Source organism: Enterococcus sp. DIV1059_2, assembly GCF_051713685.1.
GTDB lineage: Bacteria > Bacillota > Bacilli > Lactobacillales > Enterococcaceae > Enterococcus_D > Enterococcus_D casseliflavus.
In genome coordinates, this window is record NZ_JBIOQK010000001.1 from 541,800 (window position 1) to 561,214 (window position 19,415).

At 38.7% G+C, this 19,415-nt stretch carries 20 protein-coding genes; 19 read left to right on the forward strand and 1 reads right to left on the reverse strand.

Annotation, left to right across the window (positions count from 1 at the left end):
• Positions 1 to 7 precede the first annotated feature (7 nt).
• The 9 genes from IGI72_RS02590 (at position 8) to IGI72_RS02630 (ending at position 5,545) form a co-directional block, all read left to right on the forward strand.
• A complete protein-coding gene (locus tag IGI72_RS02590; RefSeq protein WP_317745569.1) occupies positions 8 to 280 on the forward strand; it encodes a hypothetical protein in 273 nt (90 codons plus the stop codon).
• Positions 264 to 548, forward strand: a complete 285-nt coding sequence (locus tag IGI72_RS02595) for a hypothetical protein (protein WP_216448641.1) — start codon at positions 264 to 266, stop codon at positions 546 to 548. The genes IGI72_RS02590 and IGI72_RS02595 overlap by 17 nt, the downstream gene beginning before the upstream one ends.
• Entirely contained in the window at positions 545 to 1,174 is a 630-nt protein-coding gene (locus IGI72_RS02600) for a hypothetical protein (protein WP_225001459.1), read from the forward strand. Before IGI72_RS02595 ends, IGI72_RS02600 begins: the two co-directional genes overlap by 4 nt.
• Positions 1,175 to 1,299: 125 nt before the next feature.
• Positions 1,300 to 1,665, forward strand: a complete 366-nt coding sequence (locus tag IGI72_RS02605; RefSeq protein WP_010749671.1) for a hypothetical protein — start codon at positions 1,300 to 1,302, stop codon at positions 1,663 to 1,665.
• A gap of 13 nt (positions 1,666 to 1,678) precedes the next feature.
• Positions 1,679 to 2,038, forward strand: a complete 360-nt coding sequence (locus IGI72_RS02610; protein ID WP_438752955.1) for a hypothetical protein — start codon at positions 1,679 to 1,681, stop codon at positions 2,036 to 2,038.
• A 9-nt stretch (positions 2,039 to 2,047) separates the two neighbouring features.
• Positions 2,048 to 4,351, forward strand: coding sequence for a phage tail tape measure protein (locus tag IGI72_RS02615; protein ID WP_438752957.1), 2,304 nt, complete (start codon positions 2,048 to 2,050; stop codon positions 4,349 to 4,351).
• Positions 4,352 to 4,471: 120 nt separating this feature from the next.
• Positions 4,472 to 4,795, forward strand: coding sequence for a DUF771 domain-containing protein (locus IGI72_RS02620; RefSeq protein WP_086269374.1), 324 nt, complete (start codon positions 4,472 to 4,474; stop codon positions 4,793 to 4,795).
• Positions 4,796 to 4,903: 108 nt separating this feature from the next.
• Positions 4,904 to 5,104 carry a hypothetical protein gene (locus IGI72_RS02625; protein WP_029487044.1) on the forward strand — a complete coding sequence of 67 codons (201 nt, stop codon included), beginning with the start codon at positions 4,904 to 4,906 and terminating at the stop codon, positions 5,102 to 5,104.
• 24 nt (positions 5,105 to 5,128) lie between these two features.
• Positions 5,129 to 5,545 (forward strand): hypothetical protein, encoded by a 417-nt coding sequence (locus tag IGI72_RS02630; protein ID WP_086269373.1) that lies wholly within the window; start codon positions 5,129 to 5,131, stop codon positions 5,543 to 5,545.
• Positions 5,546 to 6,832: 1,287 nt separating this feature from the next.
• On the opposite strand, the gene IGI72_RS02635 is transcribed toward IGI72_RS02630, so the two are convergent.
• On the reverse strand, positions 6,833 to 7,141 hold the full coding sequence (locus IGI72_RS02635) for a hypothetical protein (RefSeq protein ID WP_438752962.1): 309 nt from the start codon (positions 7,139 to 7,141) through the stop codon (positions 6,833 to 6,835).
• Positions 7,142 to 8,024: 883 nt separating this feature from the next.
• Here IGI72_RS02635 and IGI72_RS02640 point away from each other — a divergent pair.
• The 10 genes from IGI72_RS02640 to IGI72_RS02685 all read left to right on the forward strand — a co-directional run bounded on the left by IGI72_RS02640 (position 8,025) and on the right by IGI72_RS02685 (position 19,284).
• On the forward strand, positions 8,025 to 9,719 hold the full coding sequence (locus IGI72_RS02640) for a DUF2075 domain-containing protein (RefSeq protein ID WP_438752965.1): 1,695 nt from the start codon (positions 8,025 to 8,027) through the stop codon (positions 9,717 to 9,719).
• Positions 9,682 to 10,017 (forward strand): nucleotide pyrophosphohydrolase, encoded by a 336-nt coding sequence (locus tag IGI72_RS02645; RefSeq protein ID WP_438752967.1) that lies wholly within the window; start codon positions 9,682 to 9,684, stop codon positions 10,015 to 10,017. The genes IGI72_RS02640 and IGI72_RS02645 overlap by 38 nt, the downstream gene beginning before the upstream one ends.
• Before the next feature lie 483 nt (positions 10,018 to 10,500).
• Positions 10,501 to 11,244, forward strand: a complete 744-nt coding sequence (locus tag IGI72_RS02650; protein WP_005227479.1) for a hypothetical protein — start codon at positions 10,501 to 10,503, stop codon at positions 11,242 to 11,244.
• 707 nt (positions 11,245 to 11,951) lie between these two features.
• Positions 11,952 to 12,935, forward strand: a complete 984-nt coding sequence (locus IGI72_RS02655; RefSeq protein WP_438752969.1) for a PTS sugar transporter subunit IIC — start codon at positions 11,952 to 11,954, stop codon at positions 12,933 to 12,935.
• The gene (locus tag IGI72_RS02660) at positions 12,932 to 13,213 is read left to right on the forward strand and encodes a hypothetical protein (protein WP_438752972.1); all 282 of its coding nucleotides are present in this window, start codon (positions 12,932 to 12,934) and stop codon (positions 13,211 to 13,213) included. Before IGI72_RS02655 ends, IGI72_RS02660 begins: the two co-directional genes overlap by 4 nt.
• On the forward strand, positions 13,214 to 14,113 hold the full coding sequence (locus IGI72_RS02665; protein ID WP_438752974.1) for a DUF7916 family protein: 900 nt from the start codon (positions 13,214 to 13,216) through the stop codon (positions 14,111 to 14,113).
• Between the two features lie 289 nt (positions 14,114 to 14,402).
• A complete protein-coding gene (locus IGI72_RS02670) occupies positions 14,403 to 14,984 on the forward strand; it encodes a GNAT family N-acetyltransferase (protein WP_284591397.1) in 582 nt (193 codons plus the stop codon).
• A gap of 344 nt (positions 14,985 to 15,328) precedes the next feature.
• Positions 15,329 to 15,781 carry a hypothetical protein gene (locus tag IGI72_RS02675; protein ID WP_438752977.1) on the forward strand — a complete coding sequence of 151 codons (453 nt, stop codon included), beginning with the start codon at positions 15,329 to 15,331 and terminating at the stop codon, positions 15,779 to 15,781.
• 201 nt (positions 15,782 to 15,982) lie between these two features.
• Positions 15,983 to 17,566, forward strand: a complete 1,584-nt coding sequence (locus tag IGI72_RS02680; protein ID WP_438755054.1) for an ATP-binding cassette domain-containing protein — start codon at positions 15,983 to 15,985, stop codon at positions 17,564 to 17,566.
• 242 nt (positions 17,567 to 17,808) lie between these two features.
• On the forward strand, positions 17,809 to 19,284 hold the full coding sequence (locus IGI72_RS02685) for a helix-turn-helix domain-containing protein (RefSeq protein WP_438752980.1): 1,476 nt from the start codon (positions 17,809 to 17,811) through the stop codon (positions 19,282 to 19,284).
• Positions 19,285 to 19,415: the final 131 nt, after the last annotated feature.

Consider the following 19,415-nt stretch of genomic DNA (forward strand, 5'->3'; position numbering starts at 1 on the left):
AGTGTAAATGACTATTGTAGAGATTATGAAGACACGCAAAATCAAACAGAAGCATTTGTGCGAAGTCACAGGGCTAAGTCCTGAACAAGTGGAGAATGCTCTAAATGAGGATCGGGATGGAGTGTTAGCTGATAAGAAGAAGTTAGTTTTGCTTAAAGGCATTTGTACCGCTGAGTTTAAACGCAAAGCAATGCTCACCTTGGTAGCAAAGAACACGAATGGGTTAGATCCTGATACTCGTAAGAAAGTAGAGGAGTTGGCAAATGAAAACAGAAGATGATTTCTTTAGCTATAGAGAATGGAAGGAATACCTTGAAGAACAACAAATGAAGCAAGAGCTGGAAGAAAATCCAGATGCTATTAAAAAGCTATCGCTGGTTGAATTAAATAAGCTGATCGAGGAAGACAGTACAAATGAAATTGCCATCGAGCGCCGCAGAGAGTTGTTGGCTCAATATAAGAAAGAACGAGTAACACAGATCAAAGAACCTAAGAAAACAGTAGTAAGTAAACTCAAAGAAAAAATCAAGGGAGCGAATCAAGAATGACAGTAGAGTACACAGTAACCACACCAGAGGTAAAAGAATTAAAAGAGATCGATATCAATATCAATGAGTTGGAGAAAGAGTTAGATAGTCTGGTTGAAAAGAGAGACAAGAAAGCTTCAGCAAAAGGAAAGTATAGCTTAGAGACATTCAAGGCTAACAAAGAAGCAAATAAGGATATTGAAGATCTTGAGAAGGTGATTGCCGAGGCGTACCAAGAACGTGCAGAGATCACCAATAGTATCTATCTTAATTATATCAATCAGTTGAAAAATGAAACCAACCGTAAAGAAGCTGCTTTATTGTCTGAAGCAAAAGAACTATTTGACAACAAAGGATTCGCTGAAGTAACTGCTTTACTGGGAACAGAAACTACTAGACTGTTCCAATTAAATGATCAGTTAATCAAATCGCATAACAGCTCAATGAAACAACTTATAGATGTGTTGGGCATTAAGAACAAAAACATATTGGAGAGAGTTCAACGAGAATACTACAAAGGAGGATGGGGCTACGCCTCAGTGTTGGGTTCTTATTTCCATGATGTTAAACGATCAGTGAGTAACTACTTAGATGAAATCATTAGACTGAATGGCATGCCAGATAATAAATTTGAAATTAAAAAATAAATTAAATGATTAACGGTGTGGGATTGATTTATCCCCCCGTTATTTTTATAAAAAATAAATCGGTTAGGAATCGGGGATGGAACTCCGAAAAACACACAGGACCATACACGGGAGGGGGGCAAACATTGAAAAAGAAAGCAAAAGAAGCACGGATAGCGGCTGAGAAAGAAAGACTAACAACATTGATGGACGGAGTACCCAGTAGTAGCGCTGAAGTAGTCAAAGGTTTGATTGAGCGAGTTTCATTTATGAATGTTACTTTGTCAGAACTTGAAGAAGATATCAATAAAAATGGGTCTATTGAACTTTTCAAGAATGGCAGCCAAGAATTTTACAAAGAATCGGCTTCAGTCAAGACATATAACACGATGATCAATAGATATACTGCTGCAGTTAAAGAATTGCTTAGATTGGTAGTCGAGAATGATAAAACAAAAATAGGAAGTCCAGAAGTAGATGAATTTATGAACTTTCTAACAACCAGAGAATGAGCGAGGGATAAAAATGAATAGATTAGAATTTTTGCGGGATAAGGCGGATAACATTTGGTATCAACACACGGTAAAAACTGACTTAGGAAAATCTTTTGAAACGATTTCTAATTTTAAAGAATTGCTTCGGAAGTTAAAAGCGATCGAGCGAGATTTAAGGCTGATCCAGAAGAAGAACAGTTCTAATCGAGAGTATATTAAAAGCTATTTTTCTTTGCTTTCTAAAAGAATGGAAATTTGTGCGTTCCTAATAAATGAATTTCAAGATAGAGATGAAGTAGATGGTGTGAAATACGATAAATTAATACAAGAAATGAAGAATAGGCAAGACGAATTTCTTGCAATCAGAAGACAGAAAATGCAAAGGAGATGAGAGTAAAATATGGCAGGAAGTGTAAGAGAAACCGATGTTGTCTTGAATTTCAAGACAAATGGAGAAGTCAATTACTCTAAAACGATCAAGGGGATCAATCGTGAAATGAACTTAGCAGCAACTGAATTCAACAATCAGATGTCTGCCATGGATAAAAATGCGACTGCAACTGAGAAGTTGACAGTTACCAAAAAGAAATTAGAAAACCAGTTGACGCTTGCTGAAAAGCGTACTCAACTTTTGCGTGAACAATATGAAAAATCGGTTGAAGAAACCGGCAAGTATTCAGCAGAATCTGAAAAACTTTATAAGAAGATGCTTGAATCTGAAACGGGTCAAAACAAATTAAAAGCCGCCTTGGATGAAACAAATGAAGCACTAAAAGAACAAGGTGATGTATCTATTGATACAGCCAAAAAGTTACAAAAAATTGAAGAAGCTGGCGAAAAGGTTTCAAATGTCGGCAAGAAGATGTCAGTAGGGGTAACAGCGCCGATTATGGCTGCTGGGGCTGCTGGTTTAGCTGCATTCTCAGAAGTTGATGAAGCTATGGACACTATTATACAAAAGACAGGCGCAACAGGCGATGTTGCTGATCGTTTGTCTACCTCGTTTGAAAATGTTGGCTCAAACACTCACTTAGAACTACAAACAGTCGGAGAAGCGATTGGTGAAGTCAATACTCAATTTGGGTTCATGGATAAAAAACTTGAAGATTCAACAGACTACCTATTGAAATATGCCGATATCAATAATACTGATGTCTCGCAAGCAGCAATTTATGCTAGACAATCAATCGAAGCTTATGAACTATCCTACGATGATTTAAACGATGTATTGGATGTTACTACCAAAACTTCCCAGAACACAGGACAATCAGTTGATGACCTTATGAAGAAGGCGATTGATGGTGCACCTCAAATCAAACAATTAGGATTGAGTTTCGATGAAGGGGTGACCTTAATTGGTAAATTTGAGCAAGCTGGGGTTGACTCAAGCACAATGTTAAGCAAGATGTCTAAAGCTTCAGTTGTTTACGCCAAAGACAATCTATCGTTACAAGACGGATTAAAGGGAACAATCGATTCAATACTGAATGCAAAAGACGAAACAGAAGCTTTGAGAATTGCTAATGAAGTATTTGGAAAAGGGTCAGATAAAATGGTTGACGCAATCAAACGAGGAACGTTCACCTTGGATGATTTAGCAAAAGTAGCAAAAGAAAGCGGCGGTACAGTGGCTGATACATTTGCAGAAACGGAAGATCCTATTGACGCGGCTAATCGTGCGATGAACAATGCAAAATTCGCTTTAGCAGACGTAGGTGAATCCGTCCAAATCAGCTTATTACCTTTCTTTGAAATGGCGATCGATGCTTTGAAGAGTTTCAAAGGCTGGTGGGATTCTCTGGATCAAGGTACTAAGAACTGGATTATTACACTCGCTGGTATAGCTGCAGTAATCGGACCAGCTTTGGTTGTCATAGGAACGCTTATGAGTTCCGTTACTAAGATCACCGCTGGGGTTAAAGATCTGGCCACTGTGTGGAGTGGGCTAGGCAAATTATTCGGATTATCTGGTGGATGGTTTGCCGTAGCTGTAATAGCAATAGCCGCATTAGTCGCTGGGCTAGTTTGGGCTTATAACAATGTTGAATGGTTTAGGAACGGTGTGAATGCATTTTTCCAAGGTGTTTCTGATATAGCGGTGGAAGTATTTAATTTTATGGGCGGATACATTAGCAATATTTTTGGAGGAATCATACAAAATTTCCAAAACTTTTTCGATGCAGGCAAGAGAATTTTCACCGGATTTATAGATTTTATAACTGGAGCGTTTACTGGTGATTGGGAACTAGCTTGGAAAGGTGTTGCAAATATTTTCGGTGGTATATTAGATGGAATCGCTGCTATGGCGAAAGCGCCAATTAACGGAATGATCGGCTTGATTAATGGATTTTTAGGTGGTTTGAATAATATCAAGATTCCTAAATGGGTACCTGGTGTTGGCGGTAAAAGCTTCAGTATTTCTACTTTGCCTTATTTGGCAGATGGCGGTCATGTACTGAATGGCCAAGCGATCGTAGGTGAAGCCGGACCAGAATTGCTTACGAACAAAAACGGCAAGACTACTGTTACTCCGTTATCAGACGAAGAAAAACGCAAAGGCATTGGCGGCAAAGTACAGCCTTCTAAAGTGGAACAACATATCCACATTGGGAATGTCGATGCGAATAACCCAAGCGAATTAAACAAAATGAACCGTAAATTTTACCGTGCAAGCAAACAGGCACTTGCCGGTGTGGGAGGTTAAATACAAGGCACCTAGCTTATCGGCTGGGTGTCTTTTTTTTGCAAATAAAGTTTGAATTACGTATGTGTAAAGAGGTATTATGTAATTGAGAAAGTGAAAAAATAAAAGAAAGGAGCTTTTATGCAACAATTTTTGGAAGCAAAGATACTTGTGCCAGAAGATTATGTGATCATTTCTAAGGTTGAGTATGAAGAGTTGCTTCAAGCGGATAGTTTAGGTCGGTGGATTACGTTAAAAGAAGTGCTTGATCGCATAAATAGAAAATATGATTGGTTTAGTCAGAAAGTTTTAAAAAACCCAAGGTATAGAAATAGAATCGACATTTCAAAATCATCTGAAGGGTTTGTGTATTACCCAGGGGAAGGCAATGACAAGTATCTTTTTTTGAAATCAAAAACATTGGAGTTCTTAGAGAAAAACTTTGCGGAGATTCTGAAAGAATAAAATATATTATAGCTTTCATATCAGGAGGTCAATATGAGACATCTTAAAGTACAGATAGTGATAGCATATACTTAATTGGTAATATCAATATAAAAAGGAGCTTATTATATGAAGATTGGCATGAGAAAACCAAGCATAAAGAAATCGATTTCCGCCAGAACTACAGGAAAAGCAAAAAGAGCAGTGAAAAAGTCTGTCAATCCATTGTACGGCAAAAAAGGGATGGGATTTGTTAAATCTCCTGCCAAATCGGTAAAGAACAAAATTTATAAGAAGACAACATTTAGTTTATGGGATTTATTTAAATAAAAAATCAAACTAGGAGATGAAATAGTGAAAATAAAATTGGGAAATCAACGTTTGATGGTTTTAAAAGAAGTACAGAAGTTAGCGGTAAATTATAGCAAAGAGTATTGGATAATTAATCCGGAAATCTTTAATAGTGATTTAACTGATGAATTTTTGTCTATGATTGGTGACAACGAGGAAGATTCAAGCCTGTTTAATAAAAAAAGAGAGTTAATCTCTTATTTAGAAGGTTTGAGTTATGATGATGTGCAATTCGTTCAGACTGCAATGTATGTTGGTAGAGACGGCCAAAGTAATATCGATGATCCTGAAACTGTTTATGACGAGATGTTTTCAGAATTAAACTGGAGCGGTGATAAAAGCATTGAGATACATCAAATATCTGAGAAAATTCTAAAGCTTGAAGAATACCTTGAGGAAGCGATGAAAATTCTATTTTAAAAATAAAACTCTTTGCCCAGGACCAATGAGTTTTTGAATACGAAAATGAATACGATTGGATATTTTTATCTATTGCTTATTGAGTAAATTACTCTTTTGAAAGAGTGTAGTAACAGTCAATTTTCATCATTAAAAGTTATTGATTTTCATTTGACCAATCCTGTACACCTTTTATTAATTAAATTCAACCAATTTATGACGATTTTCTAATCAATAATATCTATTACGTTGAAATAATGATAAAATAAAAAAGAAGAGTATTAGGCGCACTTCCCCAAGTTTTCACCGCCTAACTACTCTTCATAAAATATTGCACGCACTAACTAATTTATAGCATAAACTAAATTACTGCAAGTAATATGAATATAATTATGTACAAGCTTGCCTTAGCAAGTCATTTATTTACCAAGGAAATTTGATGAAGATAAGAAGAAAAAAATTATAGAACAATTGATTGCCCCCAGCTAAAAAAGCTATCTAAAAACTATCTATTTGTAAAAATAGTTGTGAATATATGGATTTTAGAAGATAACTTTTAGAGATTTTTTGTTGATATAACAGCATTTGTGCGTATTAAGATAGAAAATCGTTAAATGGAAGGGTCTGTGGGGTAATAGGTGTATACCACTACTTTCAGAGCTCTGTTGACTTGACTAGTATCTTACTGTTTTCCATTAAATAATGAAAAAGGAGTACTCTAAGGAGTGCTCCTTTTTGTATCTTCTTTAGGCTTATTGTTATTAAATTCCTTCAAGAAAAAGGTAGTAATGTCCAACCTAAAAAATATAGATTGAACATTACTACCTTTTTCTTAGAGTTTTATCAATTAATAGTTTTCCGAGTTCATAAATTGCTGTTAAAACTGCGATACAAAAAAGTAGTGCAGTATATTGTACAAGAAAAACTATGTTGAACCATAGCCCATAGACCATTGGGAAGACGACTAAAAGACAAATATATAATTCTATTTTTCGTCTTTTTCTTATTTGGAACCATCTTTCGTCCGTCAAAACTAAATCCCCTTTAAGTAAATTTAAAACTGTTAACCCGTATTCGATCATTGAATTTTGTGGTCAAGCAAGGGGTACCCTCAGCTAAGTATACGACTAATTGAGAGCCACCTAATAAATACTACCATATTAATTATTGGAATAATTTTATCGTAAGGTAATAGATTTAGAATATTCGGACTGTTTTCTCGTCCAAAAAGAAGTTGGCGAATCGTAGAAAAAAACTGATTGATAACGGTATCAATCAGTAAGAGCTTAAAACGATCGAAGATTAGTATTACTTAGCATCGTTTTCTTTAAAGTAGTCATCAATGTAATCCTTAATTTTTTCAAAGTCTTTAGTCAGAAAAAATTTAGAAGGAACTTTTATGATGGGGAGGTTATTTTCATTATCAAAAGGAGCGAATGGCTCAGGAAGGACCAAGTAATCAACAGTATCTTTATCTCTCAGATAATTGATTGAAACGTCGTAAAACGGTGAAAAATAGTCTTTGAGACAGGTGTCTCTTTGATAAAGAACACCTGGAGTTAACGGTGTGTAAGATAATCCATTGCTCAAAACTAAGACAAAACAAATTCTTTTCATAAAAAATCACCTTTCCTTTCGATTAAATACTAGCAGCATCTCAACAGTGAAGGATTCGTTATTCATTTGGTAAATCCATTTTAATAGACAAATGGATAAAATAGTGAGCAATAGAAAATGATTCAGTCGTTGGGTAAAAGGAAACCAGCAATCACAAGTTGTTCCTTTAAAAAACAAGAGATAGGAAAATACCAAAAACAATTATGATTAAGATTTCAAATGCTCTTTCTAGAAACAAATTGTTGCTTTTTAAAAATATTGTTTTCTTTTTATAAGGGAACCAAAATGACTGGCTTGCGTAGTCTGGCGGGTATACGGAATCTAAAAAGCCACTGATAAAAAGTAATGGAATAGCTTTGAAAATATTGTCATGGAAGGCTAAATAAATATAGTATGTTAACAAAGAAATTTGAGCGATCCGCAGATGTCTTAGGTTGGTAACTGTATAGTTCATCAAATCATCCTTTCGTAAATGATTATCTCATATTGAATGATTTGGTTAAATTAAAATTATAAAACATTTATTTATTTTAATGTTGAAAAATAAATTCTTTTGATTTAATAAACAATTTATAAATATCCTAAACAGAGGATGTTTAATGAATTGTCAAATGGGATTTTCAGCTATTTATTTTAGAACGTCTTAGAGAGGATTCGTTTGAAAAGAGTTTCAGGATAATAGGTTAGTCTATTAAATCATTAGCAAAGTATGACGTTGGACGAAATTAGTAGATTAATCAACAGCGATTTTTTTATATAATGGTTATTTTGCTAAAACAAAAAATTACCAATTTTGTCTTTAATGCTTTAAGAGCAAAATATGCAATGATATACTAAAATAAATAACCTTAATGGAATAGACACTAAACGGAGACTCTAAAATATGACCAACCAACTAATCATAGAAGATCATCATTTCAAGAAAGGTGAGCTATCTAGCATAACGACGGCATATATCGATCAGTACCCAGTCGTTTACATACTCTACAACCGAAATGAAAAGAAAAGACCTGTTGCGTACATTGGTCAAACGGTTCAAGTGAACAAACGATTGAAGCAGCACTTGAATAACTCTAAGCGCAAAGAAATTAAAGAAGTCTTACTGATTGGACATGAAAAATTCAATCAATCAGCGACCTACAATATCGAAACCAATTTGATCAATCACTTCATTGGGGATGAGCAGTTTCAGTTACAAAATGTCAGTCAAACAAGACAGGTGCAGATGCATCAGTATTATGAAAAAGAGTATTATGATGAAGTGGTCTTCCAAGAGTTATGGGAAGAATTGCAAAGGCGGCAATTGGCGAAGCACTCAATCGATACGATTCGCAACAAAGATGTATATAAATTATCCCCTTTTAAAGAACTGACGCCAGAACAGTTAGATATAAAACTTGAAATCATTGAGTACTGTAAACAAGCGATTCAGCAGGATGAGACACAAAAAGTCTTGATGATCGAAGGAGAAGCTGGAACGGGAAAGAGCGTCCTTTTGGCATCTCTCTATAACACCCTTCAAGACTATACAAAGTCAGAGCCTGTATTCAAAGGCACCGATAACTATTTGTTGGTCAACCATTCAGAAATGTTAAAAACCTATCATACAATGGCAGAAAGTTTGCCAAATTTAAAAAAGAATCATATGTTAAAGCCAACTTCCTTTATTAATAAAACAGATAATCAGAAGTTGCACCCAGACATCGTTATTGTGGATGAGGCCCATTTGCTTTTAACGAAGAAAGACAGCTATAACAGTTTTCACTATGAAAACCAACTAGAAGAGATTATCAAGCGAGCAAAAATCACGATTTGTATCTTTGATCCGAAGCAAGTATTGAAAATCAAAAGTTATTGGGATCAGGACAAATTGGATCAGTTTCAGAAAAGGTACAATGCTTCTCGCTTTAATCTAAAAGATCAATTAAGAATGAAAAGTAGTCCACAAATTATTCAATGGATCGATGATATCGTAGAAAAACGTGTAACACCGATTCCAGAATCGACAGCATCTTTTGAGCTTCAGATTATGGAAACCCATGATGCGTTGAAGAACAAAATCTTTTCTCTCGATAAAAAGGAAGGGCTGTCACGGATCATCTCAACATTCGATTATGTTCATAAAAAAGACGGAGCTTCTTATCTTGTAGACCCTGGTGGGATCAACCTGCCATGGAATACGACCGACACGAAGCGAACATGGGCGGAGCGACCAGATACGATCAGTGAAGTCGGATCAATCTACACCGTCCAAGGGTTTGATTTAAACAATGTAGGAGTCGTCATTGGCCCTTCCGTTGATTACGATCCAGAGACCGACCAGCTTGTCATCGATATTGATAAATATGAGGACAAAGGGGCGTTTACGGGACGTGACGATATGAACCAAGAATTGACGAAGAAAGCCAAAGAAACGATCATCCTTAATTCATTGAATGTATTAATGAAACGAGCAATCAAAGGGCTTTACATCTATGCAATCAATCCCAATCTCCGCCAAAAACTCTTAACCCTACAAAATGAAAGGAGCCAGTCCTACCATGCAAAACCACCCCTCTTCAATGGAACGGATCAATAAATTCCGAGATGATCGCAATTGGCGACAATTTCATAATGAAAAAGATCTAGCTATTTCTATCTCCATCGAAGCCGCCGAATTGTTGGAGACTTTTCAATGGAAAACACCTGAAGAAGCCACTCAAGATTTCGAACATCTAAAAGAAGAAATTGCCGATGTTCTGATTTATTCTTATATGTTGGCAGACAATTTGGGTCTTGATATTGATGAGATCATCAAAGAAAAGCTGGAAAAAAACAACATGAAGTATCCGGTGAAAGAAAGTAAAGATTCGAAAAAGAAGTATAATGAATTGTAACAAAAAAGAAGCAAGGACGCTGCAAGTTCTTGCTTCTTTTTTTTTGATGGAATAGGAGCAACAACGGCTTTCTGAATTTATCAGTGATTGGTTACGAACGTCAAAAATCTGTCATAATTGAGAAAGTTGAAGATAACTTCAAATTGGTTATAATTTTTCGGAAATTTGAAGTTATCTTCAAATAAGCGCAATTTTTTATAAAAATGAAGTTAGACCTAGTGTCTGCTAGAGCAAAAACAAGAGTATCCTATCCGAAAATGAAGGCAAGGTCATCGGGAAAAAATCGGCAACAATGAAGGTCATTTTCTATCAAAAATATTTCTCCCCAAAAACCTAAAAAACCTATTGCTCCTCAAGCTCACTTACTGTATAGTAAACAAGAATATTTCATGAAAATAACCAAAAATAACTAATTAAAAAGACTTTGTTATTGAAAATTGCGATTAAACGATGCCGCAAACGGAATGTAAGAAGGAGAAAACAATGACGTATCTAACAAACAATCTTGTGAATTGCATGATCACTTTAGGGTTTATCTTCATCCATCTATCTTCAAATGTTATCTCATCCAGAAAACTAAACGTGCAATACATGAGCTCCTTTGCCGCTGGGGTAGGGATCTCCTATGCGATCGTTCATCTATTGCCCCATTTGGCTTATTTTCAAACGGTGTTGATCGATGAATTTGGCTGGGATTCGGGGATTTTTTATAGTCATGGGGTCTATGGCATCGTTTTGTTTGGCTTAGTCTTCAGTTACGTGATCTACAAAATCGATGAGCGGACGTTTATGGTGTTAGAAAAGAAAGACATCACCAGTGCCAAAAACGCCTTTTTTTGGTCGGATATCGCTTTTCATGTGATTTACAACATTATGATCGGCTATATCGTGATTGCCAATACGCTATCAGAGCGTTTTTACATTTTGACCTACTTTATTGCTTTTGGTTTGCATTTTCTTATGAACGATTGGCTGCTCTATCACCATCATGGTGCCCTCTATAACAAATATGGCCGCTTTGTGCTTTCCTTCAGTATTTTCGCGGGAGCTGCGTTCTCCCTCTTTGTATCATTGCCCTACTATTTGGTGGTCATCATTGAAGCCTTGATCACCGGCGCTTTGCTGGTGAATATCATCAAATTTGAGTTACCTAATGAAGGGGAAGGCAGTATTCGTGGGCTATTGGTAGGCACGATCTGCTCTGGAATTTTGTTTGTATTCGTCTAGCGCGAAAAGGAGGACTGAATCATGGATGATTCGGTCCTCCTTTTTTTATAAATACGCAAAGTAATTACTATTTTCTATTTCAATCGAACAAATCACAATAGTTTTTTATTTTTTTGACCATTATTTACAATTTTGTTGCAATGTTCGCTTGCTTTTCCCAAAAACATTCTATAAAATGTAAGCGAATAGAAACCAAAAAAATAGGCACCTCGTATCTCTGCGCCAACAGATTTACGAGGCCCTGATCAGTCACTTCTCTAAACAGGATGACCAATCAAGTTGCCATAGTTGATCGCCAAAGGCATCAACGTGTTTATTGTACCCGATTTCCTTGTCGATTTCTAGTAGATTCAGGCAGGTTTTTGGGCAAAAACCGTGGGATGCTGGACGCTTATTTTGCTATGCCAAAGGCATTGGACAATCTTGTCCAATGCCTTTTTTGTCGTTTGAAACGGTTCATGCGCAGGATCGTTTGCGGCAAATAACAGGTGTGAAGATCAGTTGAGGACAGTCGCATGGAAAATAGGCAGTCATAGTTGAGAAATCCAATGCCATGCGTTCTTACTGTGTTCATAGAAATAGCGTTCTGGCGATCAGCACTTCAATCCTAGGTTCTTGAAGGTGGCAAGCCTTGGTTTCTATTCACACTTCGAAAAGATACCTGAAAGCAATCTGTCAGCGTTCTTTTAAGGTTAAGGAGGAAGCTTATGAAGGATTCGTTAAAGAAATTTATGGAAGAAAAAATGCTGCCATGGGGAATGAAAATTGGCGGTGAAAAGCATCTAGTTGCCATCCGTGATGGACTTGTCACCACGATGCCTTTGATTATTATCGGTTCCATTTTTGTTATTTTATCTAACGTTCCATGGGAAGGCTTTAACCTATTTGTTACGAGTATTTTTGGCGGGGAATGGCGCAGCAAATTAGACTTTGTCGTACAAGTGACCTTTGGTGTGATGGCGCTGTTCAATTCCTTTGCTATTGCGTATAGTTTAGCAACCACTTACCGCGTCAGCGGTTTATCTGCCGGTGTATTGGCAGCTTCGGTTTTTCTTTTAGTCACTCCGATTGAAGATGGCGGCATTCAAATGTCTTATCTTGGTAGCCGCGGGCTGATCGTAGCAATCATCACTAGTCTAATCACGGCGGAGATTTTCCGATTATTCGTACAAAAGAATATCGTGATTCGCATGCCAGAAAACGTTCCCCCGGCGGTCAGTCGCTCCTTTATTGCATTGATCCCCTCATTCTTTTGCCTCTCGCTTTTCTGGGTGATTCGTTTATTAGTGGAATCATTCGGCAACACGAATGTTCATGATCTGCTGTACAGCCTTGTGGGACAACCACTATCTATCATTGGCGGAGGCTTTGTAGGCGGTCTGTTTGCCATTATGTTTACGTCATTGTTTTGGTCAGTGGGTATCCACGGGTGGGACTTGGTCTTGAGCGTCTTGCAGCCGACATGGATTCAAATGATCGATGAGAATCGAATCGCTTTTCAAAACGGCGAAACGATTCCGCATATCATCAATTATACCTTTATGAATACCTTTGTCTGGATTGGCGGTAGTGGGGTGATTTTGGGCTTAGCGATCTTGCTATTAGTCAGAAGTAAAAGCAAGTATTTAAAAGAGTTGGGGAAACTCGGATTTCCATCAAACCCATCATGTTTGGATTGCCCGTTGTCATGAATCCATTGATTTTGTTCCCTTATATTCTGACGCCGGTCGTTTGCTATATCATCTCTTATACGACAGTTGCCATGGGGATCGTCCAACCTGCCGTCGTTTTGGTGCCCTGGTCGATGCCGCCAATCATCGGCGGTTATCTAGCCACAGGCGGACATATTTCGGGGGCAATCTTACAACTGGTGAATCTGACGGTTTCTATCGCCATCTATTATCCATTCTTCAAAATGCTGGATAATCGGACATTAGCCAGTGAACTCGGTTCAGAAAGTGAGGAGTAAATGGAGACAAAACGATTATTGAATTGCACGGCAGCTGATTTTAAATCATTTGATAAAGACCAGCTATTGGAAAGTATCCGAGGAAGTGCGGGGCGGACGATCGTAGCAGAAAATGATGTCCAAATCGATCCGATGTCTAGAGGAATCACCAATGCTGAATTCGTCGCTGCATTTGGGGCGGATTTGATTTTGCTGAACCTATTTGATTGCGAAAACGGCGCTATCAAAGGATTACCGACAACGGATGACCCCATTCGCTTTTTGCAATGCTTAACGGGGCGGCCTATTGGAGTCAATCTTGAGCCTGTCGACGATTATGCGGAGCAGATGGAACAGCTGACAACTATCGCTACTGGGCGTTTGGCAACAAAGAAAAACATGGCTCGTGCAGAAGCACTTGGATTTGATTTTATCTGTCTGACAGGAAATCCTTCCACTGGCGTTTCAAATAAAGAGATTACAGCGGCAATCAAACAAGCAAGAGCCATTTTCTCTGGGATCATTATTGCTGGAAAAATGCACGGAGCTGGTGTCAATGAACCCGTGTTAGATGAAGAAATTGCGTCTGCGTTCATTCAAGCTGGAGCCGATGTTATTCTTGTACCCATTGCGGGCACGATTCCTGGGCTGAGTGAACAACATATGAGTGATCTAGTGGCCTTTATCCACCAAAAAGGGAAGTTGGTCATGGGCACCATTGGCACTACACAGGAAGGTGCAGATAAAGGTACGATCCGTGCCTTGGCATTGACTAGCAAACGTGCCGGCTGCGACCTTCATCATATCGGAGATGCAGGTTTTTCTGGGACCGCTGATCCCGAGAACATCTTGCAACTATCCATCGCCGTCAGAGGCAAGCGCCATACCTATCACCGAATGGCCATCTCAGTGAATAGGTAGGTGGAACAAATCGGCACATGCCTATGAAATGCAAGAAGTGTTAGAAGAATTTTTCGTAGACTAATGAAGTAAGACCGAAACAGAGAGGAAGTCTGCTGTTTCGGTTTTGTTTATGTATGTAACCTACATAGTAAGTCTTTGAAAATGAAAGAAAGCAATTGGTTTTTTGTTTTCCTAAACGAAATCTATATTTAATAAACGAATTGGCGAGCAGTTGTTTTCTAAAGTACCTTTGATTAAAATAGGCACAGCAGCTATCATATACTAACTAAGCAAAGGAGTATGCTACATGCTAACAGGCAACAAAGTCACTTTAACCCCTGCGGAAATCAAAGATAAAGAAGCGGTCTATCAATGGTGTTTTCACTCTGAAACCACAAAATATCATTCCGGACCACCTTCTTATCCTAATGCACCGATCGCCACTGAAGCAGAGTTTTTTGAGGACTATCAAGAGTATTACTTTACTGGTGCCCAACCGCAAGATGGCAGAGGCTTTTTGATTCTACCTGCAGGTGAACCGATTGGCTTTATTAGCTACTCCTCATTTCATCTAAAAGACGGCATAGCAGAACTGGATATCTGGTTGAATCGGGAAATTCATTGCGGCAAAGGATTTGGCACCGATGCGATCGTCACCCTCGGTGATCATTTACATGAAACATTCGGCATTCAAAAATTGATGATGCGACCATCGAGAAAAAATATTGCTGCAGTCAAATCTTACGAAAAGGCTGGTTTTACGCAATCTTCCCAAGACCTTGCTGACTATTTGTTGGAAGAGTATCTTGATTTATATGCCGAAGGGGATTATGGGGCAGAAGAAACGGTGACATTGATCAAAACGTTTCCTTCAACTGCATTGAGCTGATCTATAACAGTCGGCTTCAAACGGTTAAAGGTTATTTCATGAAAACAGTCCATTTCACTTTGCAAGCAAGGGGAAATGGACTGTTTTTTTACCTTTTAGCAATTTAAGGTCATTCAAAATACTCGTTCTTCGCTCTGTCTTCTAACTTCGTTCGCACGCTAAATTCCTTTCTATGCAACAGTTATCGAAAAATCGCATAAGCCCTCTATCCTTGCTATTCCAGCATTTAGAACAAAACATAAAATAAACATAGTTTTTTTTCAAAATTCCGAGAAACAGCGAGAATGTTTGTGCTATAATGGTCGCTCACTGAAAAAATTCAACAGAATCTGGGAGGGTATAGCATGCAGGAATACATTACGATCCACAACGCCAGGCAGAACAATTTGAAGGGCTTTGACTTGAAGATTCCCAAAAGAAAAATCACGATTTTCACGGGTGTTTCTGGTTCAGGCAAGTCATCGATCGTCTTTGACACGATCGCACAAGAAGCAGGTCGACAGCTGAATGAGAACTTTTCGAAATTTGTCCGCAACTTTTTGCCTAAATACAGCCAGCCCGATGCGGATGCCATCGACAATCTTTCGATGGCGGTAGTAGTTGATCAAAGCCGTTTAGGCGGCAATTCCCGCTCCACATTAGGGACGATCACGGATATCAATCCCTTGATCCGCTTGCTTTTTTCTCGTCTTGGTCAACCGTATTTAGGTCCTGCATGGAATTTCTCTTTCAATGATCCTCATGGGATGTGTCCCACTTGCGAAGGGATTGGGCGCATCGTCGGCTTAGATTTATAAAAGGCACTGGATCTTGAAAAGTCCTTAAACGAAGGGGCGATCCTGCTTCCTGGCTATAAAGTCGGCTCTTGGCTGCTGAAGTCTTTCACCAATACGGGCTTTTTTGATAATGACAAGCCATTGAAAGAATATAGCGAAGAAGAAATGAACCGCTTTTTGTATGCCCAAGGAGAAAAAATCGATTCCTTGTATATGGAAGGGATGAGTTCCACCTATGAAGGCTTAGTCGCTCGTTTTAATCGCTCCAATATCAAGGGTGGCAATGAAAGCTCCGCTGCTACCCAGAAGAAAATCGCTTCTTTCATGAATGAGCAGAAGTGTCCTGACTGTCAGGGAAAACGATTCAATCCACAAGTACTCGCGTGCAAAATCGCGGGCTATTCGATTGCGGACTTTTTGGCGATGCAAGTGGATGAACTATTGACGGTTCTTCAAGAAATCTCGGAGGAGAGTGTCCAACCACTGCTTCAAAACATCCAAGCGAGAATCACTGATCTAATCAATATCGGGTTGGATTATGTTTCCTTAGACCGTGAAACGACGACCCTTTCTGGTGGGGAAAGTCAGCGGGTAAAAATGGTCAAACACTTGTCTTCTAGCTTGAACGATGTGATCTACATTTTTGATGAACCGAGTATTGGGCTGCATCCGAGGGATGTCCATCGATTGAATGAATTGTTAGTCAAACTACGGGACAAAGGAAACACCGTCATCGTAGTGGAGCATGATCCAGATGTCATTAAAGCAGCTGACCATATTATCGATGTTGGTCCTAAAGCGGGGAAAAATGGCGGCTATATTACCTACGAAGGAACCTTTGAAGGATTGCTGCGCTCAGATACACTGACTGGCAAAGCATTTGGACAGATGGTGGACTTTAAAGAAGCACCTCGCCAGAGTCAGCAGGTTATCGAAACGAAAAAATCGACGCTGCATAACTTGAAAAATACAGCACTGCGGGTGCCATTAGGAGTATTTACAGTGGTGACCGGTGTTGCTGGTTCTGGAAAGAGCAGTTTAGTGAACGGGGTTTTTGCTAAAGAATACCCCGAAGCCATTACGATCGATCAATCAGCGGTGGCGGGAAATATCCGCTCCAATCCAGCGACCTATTCTGGGATCATGAATGACATTCGGAAGTTATTTTCCCAAGAAAACAAGGTCTCAGCAGGTCTTTTTTCCTACAATTCCGAAGGCGCCTGTGAAACGTGCAAAGGCCACGGTACCATCAAGATGGAACTGTCCTTTATGGATTCCGTCGAGGTTTTGTGTCAGGCCTGTGGCGGCAAACGGTTTAAAGAAGAAGTCTACCAGTATCGCTTGAAAGGCAAGTCGATCGATGAAGTCCTTGCCATGAGCATCACAGAAGCGGTGGAATTCTTTGAGGAAAAAGCGATTCAAAGAAAACTAAAACAGATTTTGGCTGTGGGACTAGGATACATGACCCTTGGACAGCCATTGAATACCTTGTCTGGTGGTGAATGCCAGCGACTGAAGTTAGCAAAAGAATTAAGCAAAAAAGGCAATATCTACATTATGGATGAACCAACAACCGGATTGCACATGGCAGACATCAAGAGCATTTTGGCGATCATCGAACGGCTAGTGGAAAAAGGCAACACGGTGATCGTGATCGAACACAACCTTGAGGTCATGAAAGCAGCGGATTGGCTGATCGATGTCGGCATTGATGGCGGGATTCGCGGTGGCGAAGTGTTGTACGAAGGGATTCCAGAAAAACTGATCGAGTGCCAGTCCTCGATTACTGCCCAGTATTTATTTTAATGAGAAAACCAAAAAAGCCGCAAGCAGCTCTTTCATCGAGCGCTGCTTGCGGCTTTTTTTCTTTTTCCTCCAGCAAAAAAGAATATGATAAGTCTAAAAAGTGAGTTTCTCCTCGTTATTTTTTTCATTTTTAGTAGGTTTTTTGATTAAAAATATATAAATTTGAGTATATAATTACCAAATAGTGTGCTATTTATGTAATAGTATAGAAAAGAATTTCTTGAAAAAAAGGAGTGGGATGAATGAGAGAGTTGCAATTGGCCTTCATCAGCAACCGTACGACCGCGCGCTTGTTTCGGCTGCTGAGTACGATTGAGCGAGACCGTGTGTTCACGATTGGCGACTTAGCAGAGCGCAATCAGGTGACGCAACGAACGATTGCCAATGATATCAAATACATGAAAGAATATTTTGGGAACAGTATTGCCCTCGTTTCGGGAAATAGCGGGTTTGTTTTCGAAGAGAAAAAGCCAGCAGACTATCAAAAAAGAAAGCAAAGCTTGTTAAAAAATGAATGCTTATTTGAAATTATCGGGAATATTTTCCATGGCAAACTATCTAAGGTGGATGAGCTGGCACATCATTATCATTTTTCAGAGAGTACGTTTCGGCGTCTACTCAATCAGCGAAACCCTATTTTAAAAAGCTATGGCTTGCAGTGGGCATCAAATCCCTTAACGATTGAAGGAAGTGAAGCCAACTTGCGTAAGTTTTTCAAAGATTTTTATTACGAAGGTGTGGAAACGATCTATACGTTGGTTCCAGATCAAGCCTTGCATGACTTGATCTTAGGTCAATTGGAGGACAAGTTCGGCTATTATGAAATCGGATCTGGGGCGACTCCCGCAGCGTTTTACTACACGTTTTATATTGCCATCAAGCGTGCGAGCCTCGGCTATCGTATCACTATGCCGAAAGAACTGGTTAGACAGGCGTATAAAGGGAACAGTTTTTCCAAGCTATACGCACTGAAGGAAGGCATTGAAAAAATCTATCAGGTTCAGCTGCCCAAAGAAGAATTCGCTTGGATCTACTTAGTCACCTTGTGCAAGCGAACCTTGGATCAAGAAGAACGAGAGGAAAAATTTTACCAACAATTTCATCAAGGCGAAGCCATCACAACTGTGACGGACTTGTTTCTTCAAAACCATGATGTTCCCCAAGCACAAGCCAAAACGGTTGCGACTTTTTTACGTTCTTTCTTTTTATCGAGAAAAATTAACCATGCGATTGCGCCGGTTTTGAACAAGGAAATGGATGATATCAAAGAGGTGATCATGCGTTCCAACAGTGAGAGTTACCAAAAGAACTTACAATTTCTTAAGGAGCAGAGCAAAAAACTCTCTTTGTCTACTGCCTACTTAGAAGACATCTGTGTCAGTTTAACGATTTATAGCGAGCTGATTTTCGATTATTATGCACCAGCAAAAACCATTTATTTCCTCTTAGAAGGGGATCATTTTGTGTGCCAGCATATCCAAACAAGAGCGATCCAGCGATTTGGCAGCAAGCATAAATTGACGTTTGTTCAACTGCAATATTTAACAAAACATACGCTTCATGCTGCCCATATCGATTTGATCGTGACCAATTATAATCGCTACCTCGTTGATTATAAAGTCAAAACAGATTACTTATTGTTAAAATCTCTCCCGGATGATCGCGATTGGGAACACCTCGAAAGGAAAATAAATCCCCATCAAAAACCGCTCTTTTAAACCAATTGCTGTGCTGTTCACGCGTTTAAATAGGTATGTTATTTATTCATCTATTTCAGGTGTTTATGAAAATAATGATTTTCCTTTGAGAAACGAGCACGCTATTCTTAGTTTAGTAAGGAACACGCGTG

What these genes read in the sequence shown, in the direction of transcription:
- IGI72_RS02625 (WP_029487044.1), top strand. Translation starts at nt 4,904, where the DNA reads ATGAAGATTGGCATGAGAAAACCAAGCATAAAGAAATCGATTTCCGCC.
- IGI72_RS02600 (WP_225001459.1), top strand. Translation starts at nt 545, where the DNA reads ATGACAGTAGAGTACACAGTAACCACACCAGAGGTAAAAGAATTAAAA.
- IGI72_RS02655 (WP_438752969.1), top strand. Translation starts at nt 11,952, where the DNA reads ATGAAGGATTCGTTAAAGAAATTTATGGAAGAAAAAATGCTGCCATGG.
- IGI72_RS02615 (WP_438752957.1), top strand. Translation starts at nt 2,048, where the DNA reads ATGGCAGGAAGTGTAAGAGAAACCGATGTTGTCTTGAATTTCAAGACA.
- IGI72_RS02685 (WP_438752980.1), top strand. Translation starts at nt 17,809, where the DNA reads ATGAGAGAGTTGCAATTGGCCTTCATCAGCAACCGTACGACCGCGCGC.
- IGI72_RS02650 (WP_005227479.1), top strand. Translation starts at nt 10,501, where the DNA reads ATGACGTATCTAACAAACAATCTTGTGAATTGCATGATCACTTTAGGG.
- IGI72_RS02610 (WP_438752955.1), top strand. Translation starts at nt 1,679, where the DNA reads ATGAATAGATTAGAATTTTTGCGGGATAAGGCGGATAACATTTGGTAT.
- IGI72_RS02665 (WP_438752974.1), top strand. Translation starts at nt 13,214, where the DNA reads ATGGAGACAAAACGATTATTGAATTGCACGGCAGCTGATTTTAAATCA.
- IGI72_RS02680 (WP_438755054.1), top strand. Translation starts at nt 15,983, where the DNA reads ATGAGTTCCACCTATGAAGGCTTAGTCGCTCGTTTTAATCGCTCCAAT.
- IGI72_RS02645 (WP_438752967.1), top strand. Translation starts at nt 9,682, where the DNA reads ATGCAAAACCACCCCTCTTCAATGGAACGGATCAATAAATTCCGAGAT.
- IGI72_RS02660 (WP_438752972.1), top strand. Translation starts at nt 12,932, where the DNA reads ATGAATCCATTGATTTTGTTCCCTTATATTCTGACGCCGGTCGTTTGC.
- IGI72_RS02595 (WP_216448641.1), top strand. Translation starts at nt 264, where the DNA reads ATGAAAACAGAAGATGATTTCTTTAGCTATAGAGAATGGAAGGAATAC.
- IGI72_RS02635 (WP_438752962.1), bottom strand. Translation starts at nt 7,141, where the DNA reads ATGAAAAGAATTTGTTTTGTCTTAGTTTTGAGCAATGGATTATCTTAC.
- IGI72_RS02670 (WP_284591397.1), top strand. Translation starts at nt 14,403, where the DNA reads ATGCTAACAGGCAACAAAGTCACTTTAACCCCTGCGGAAATCAAAGAT.
- IGI72_RS02590 (WP_317745569.1), top strand. Translation starts at nt 8, where the DNA reads ATGACTATTGTAGAGATTATGAAGACACGCAAAATCAAACAGAAGCAT.
- IGI72_RS02640 (WP_438752965.1), top strand. Translation starts at nt 8,025, where the DNA reads ATGACCAACCAACTAATCATAGAAGATCATCATTTCAAGAAAGGTGAG.
- IGI72_RS02675 (WP_438752977.1), top strand. Translation starts at nt 15,329, where the DNA reads ATGCAGGAATACATTACGATCCACAACGCCAGGCAGAACAATTTGAAG.
- IGI72_RS02620 (WP_086269374.1), top strand. Translation starts at nt 4,472, where the DNA reads ATGCAACAATTTTTGGAAGCAAAGATACTTGTGCCAGAAGATTATGTG.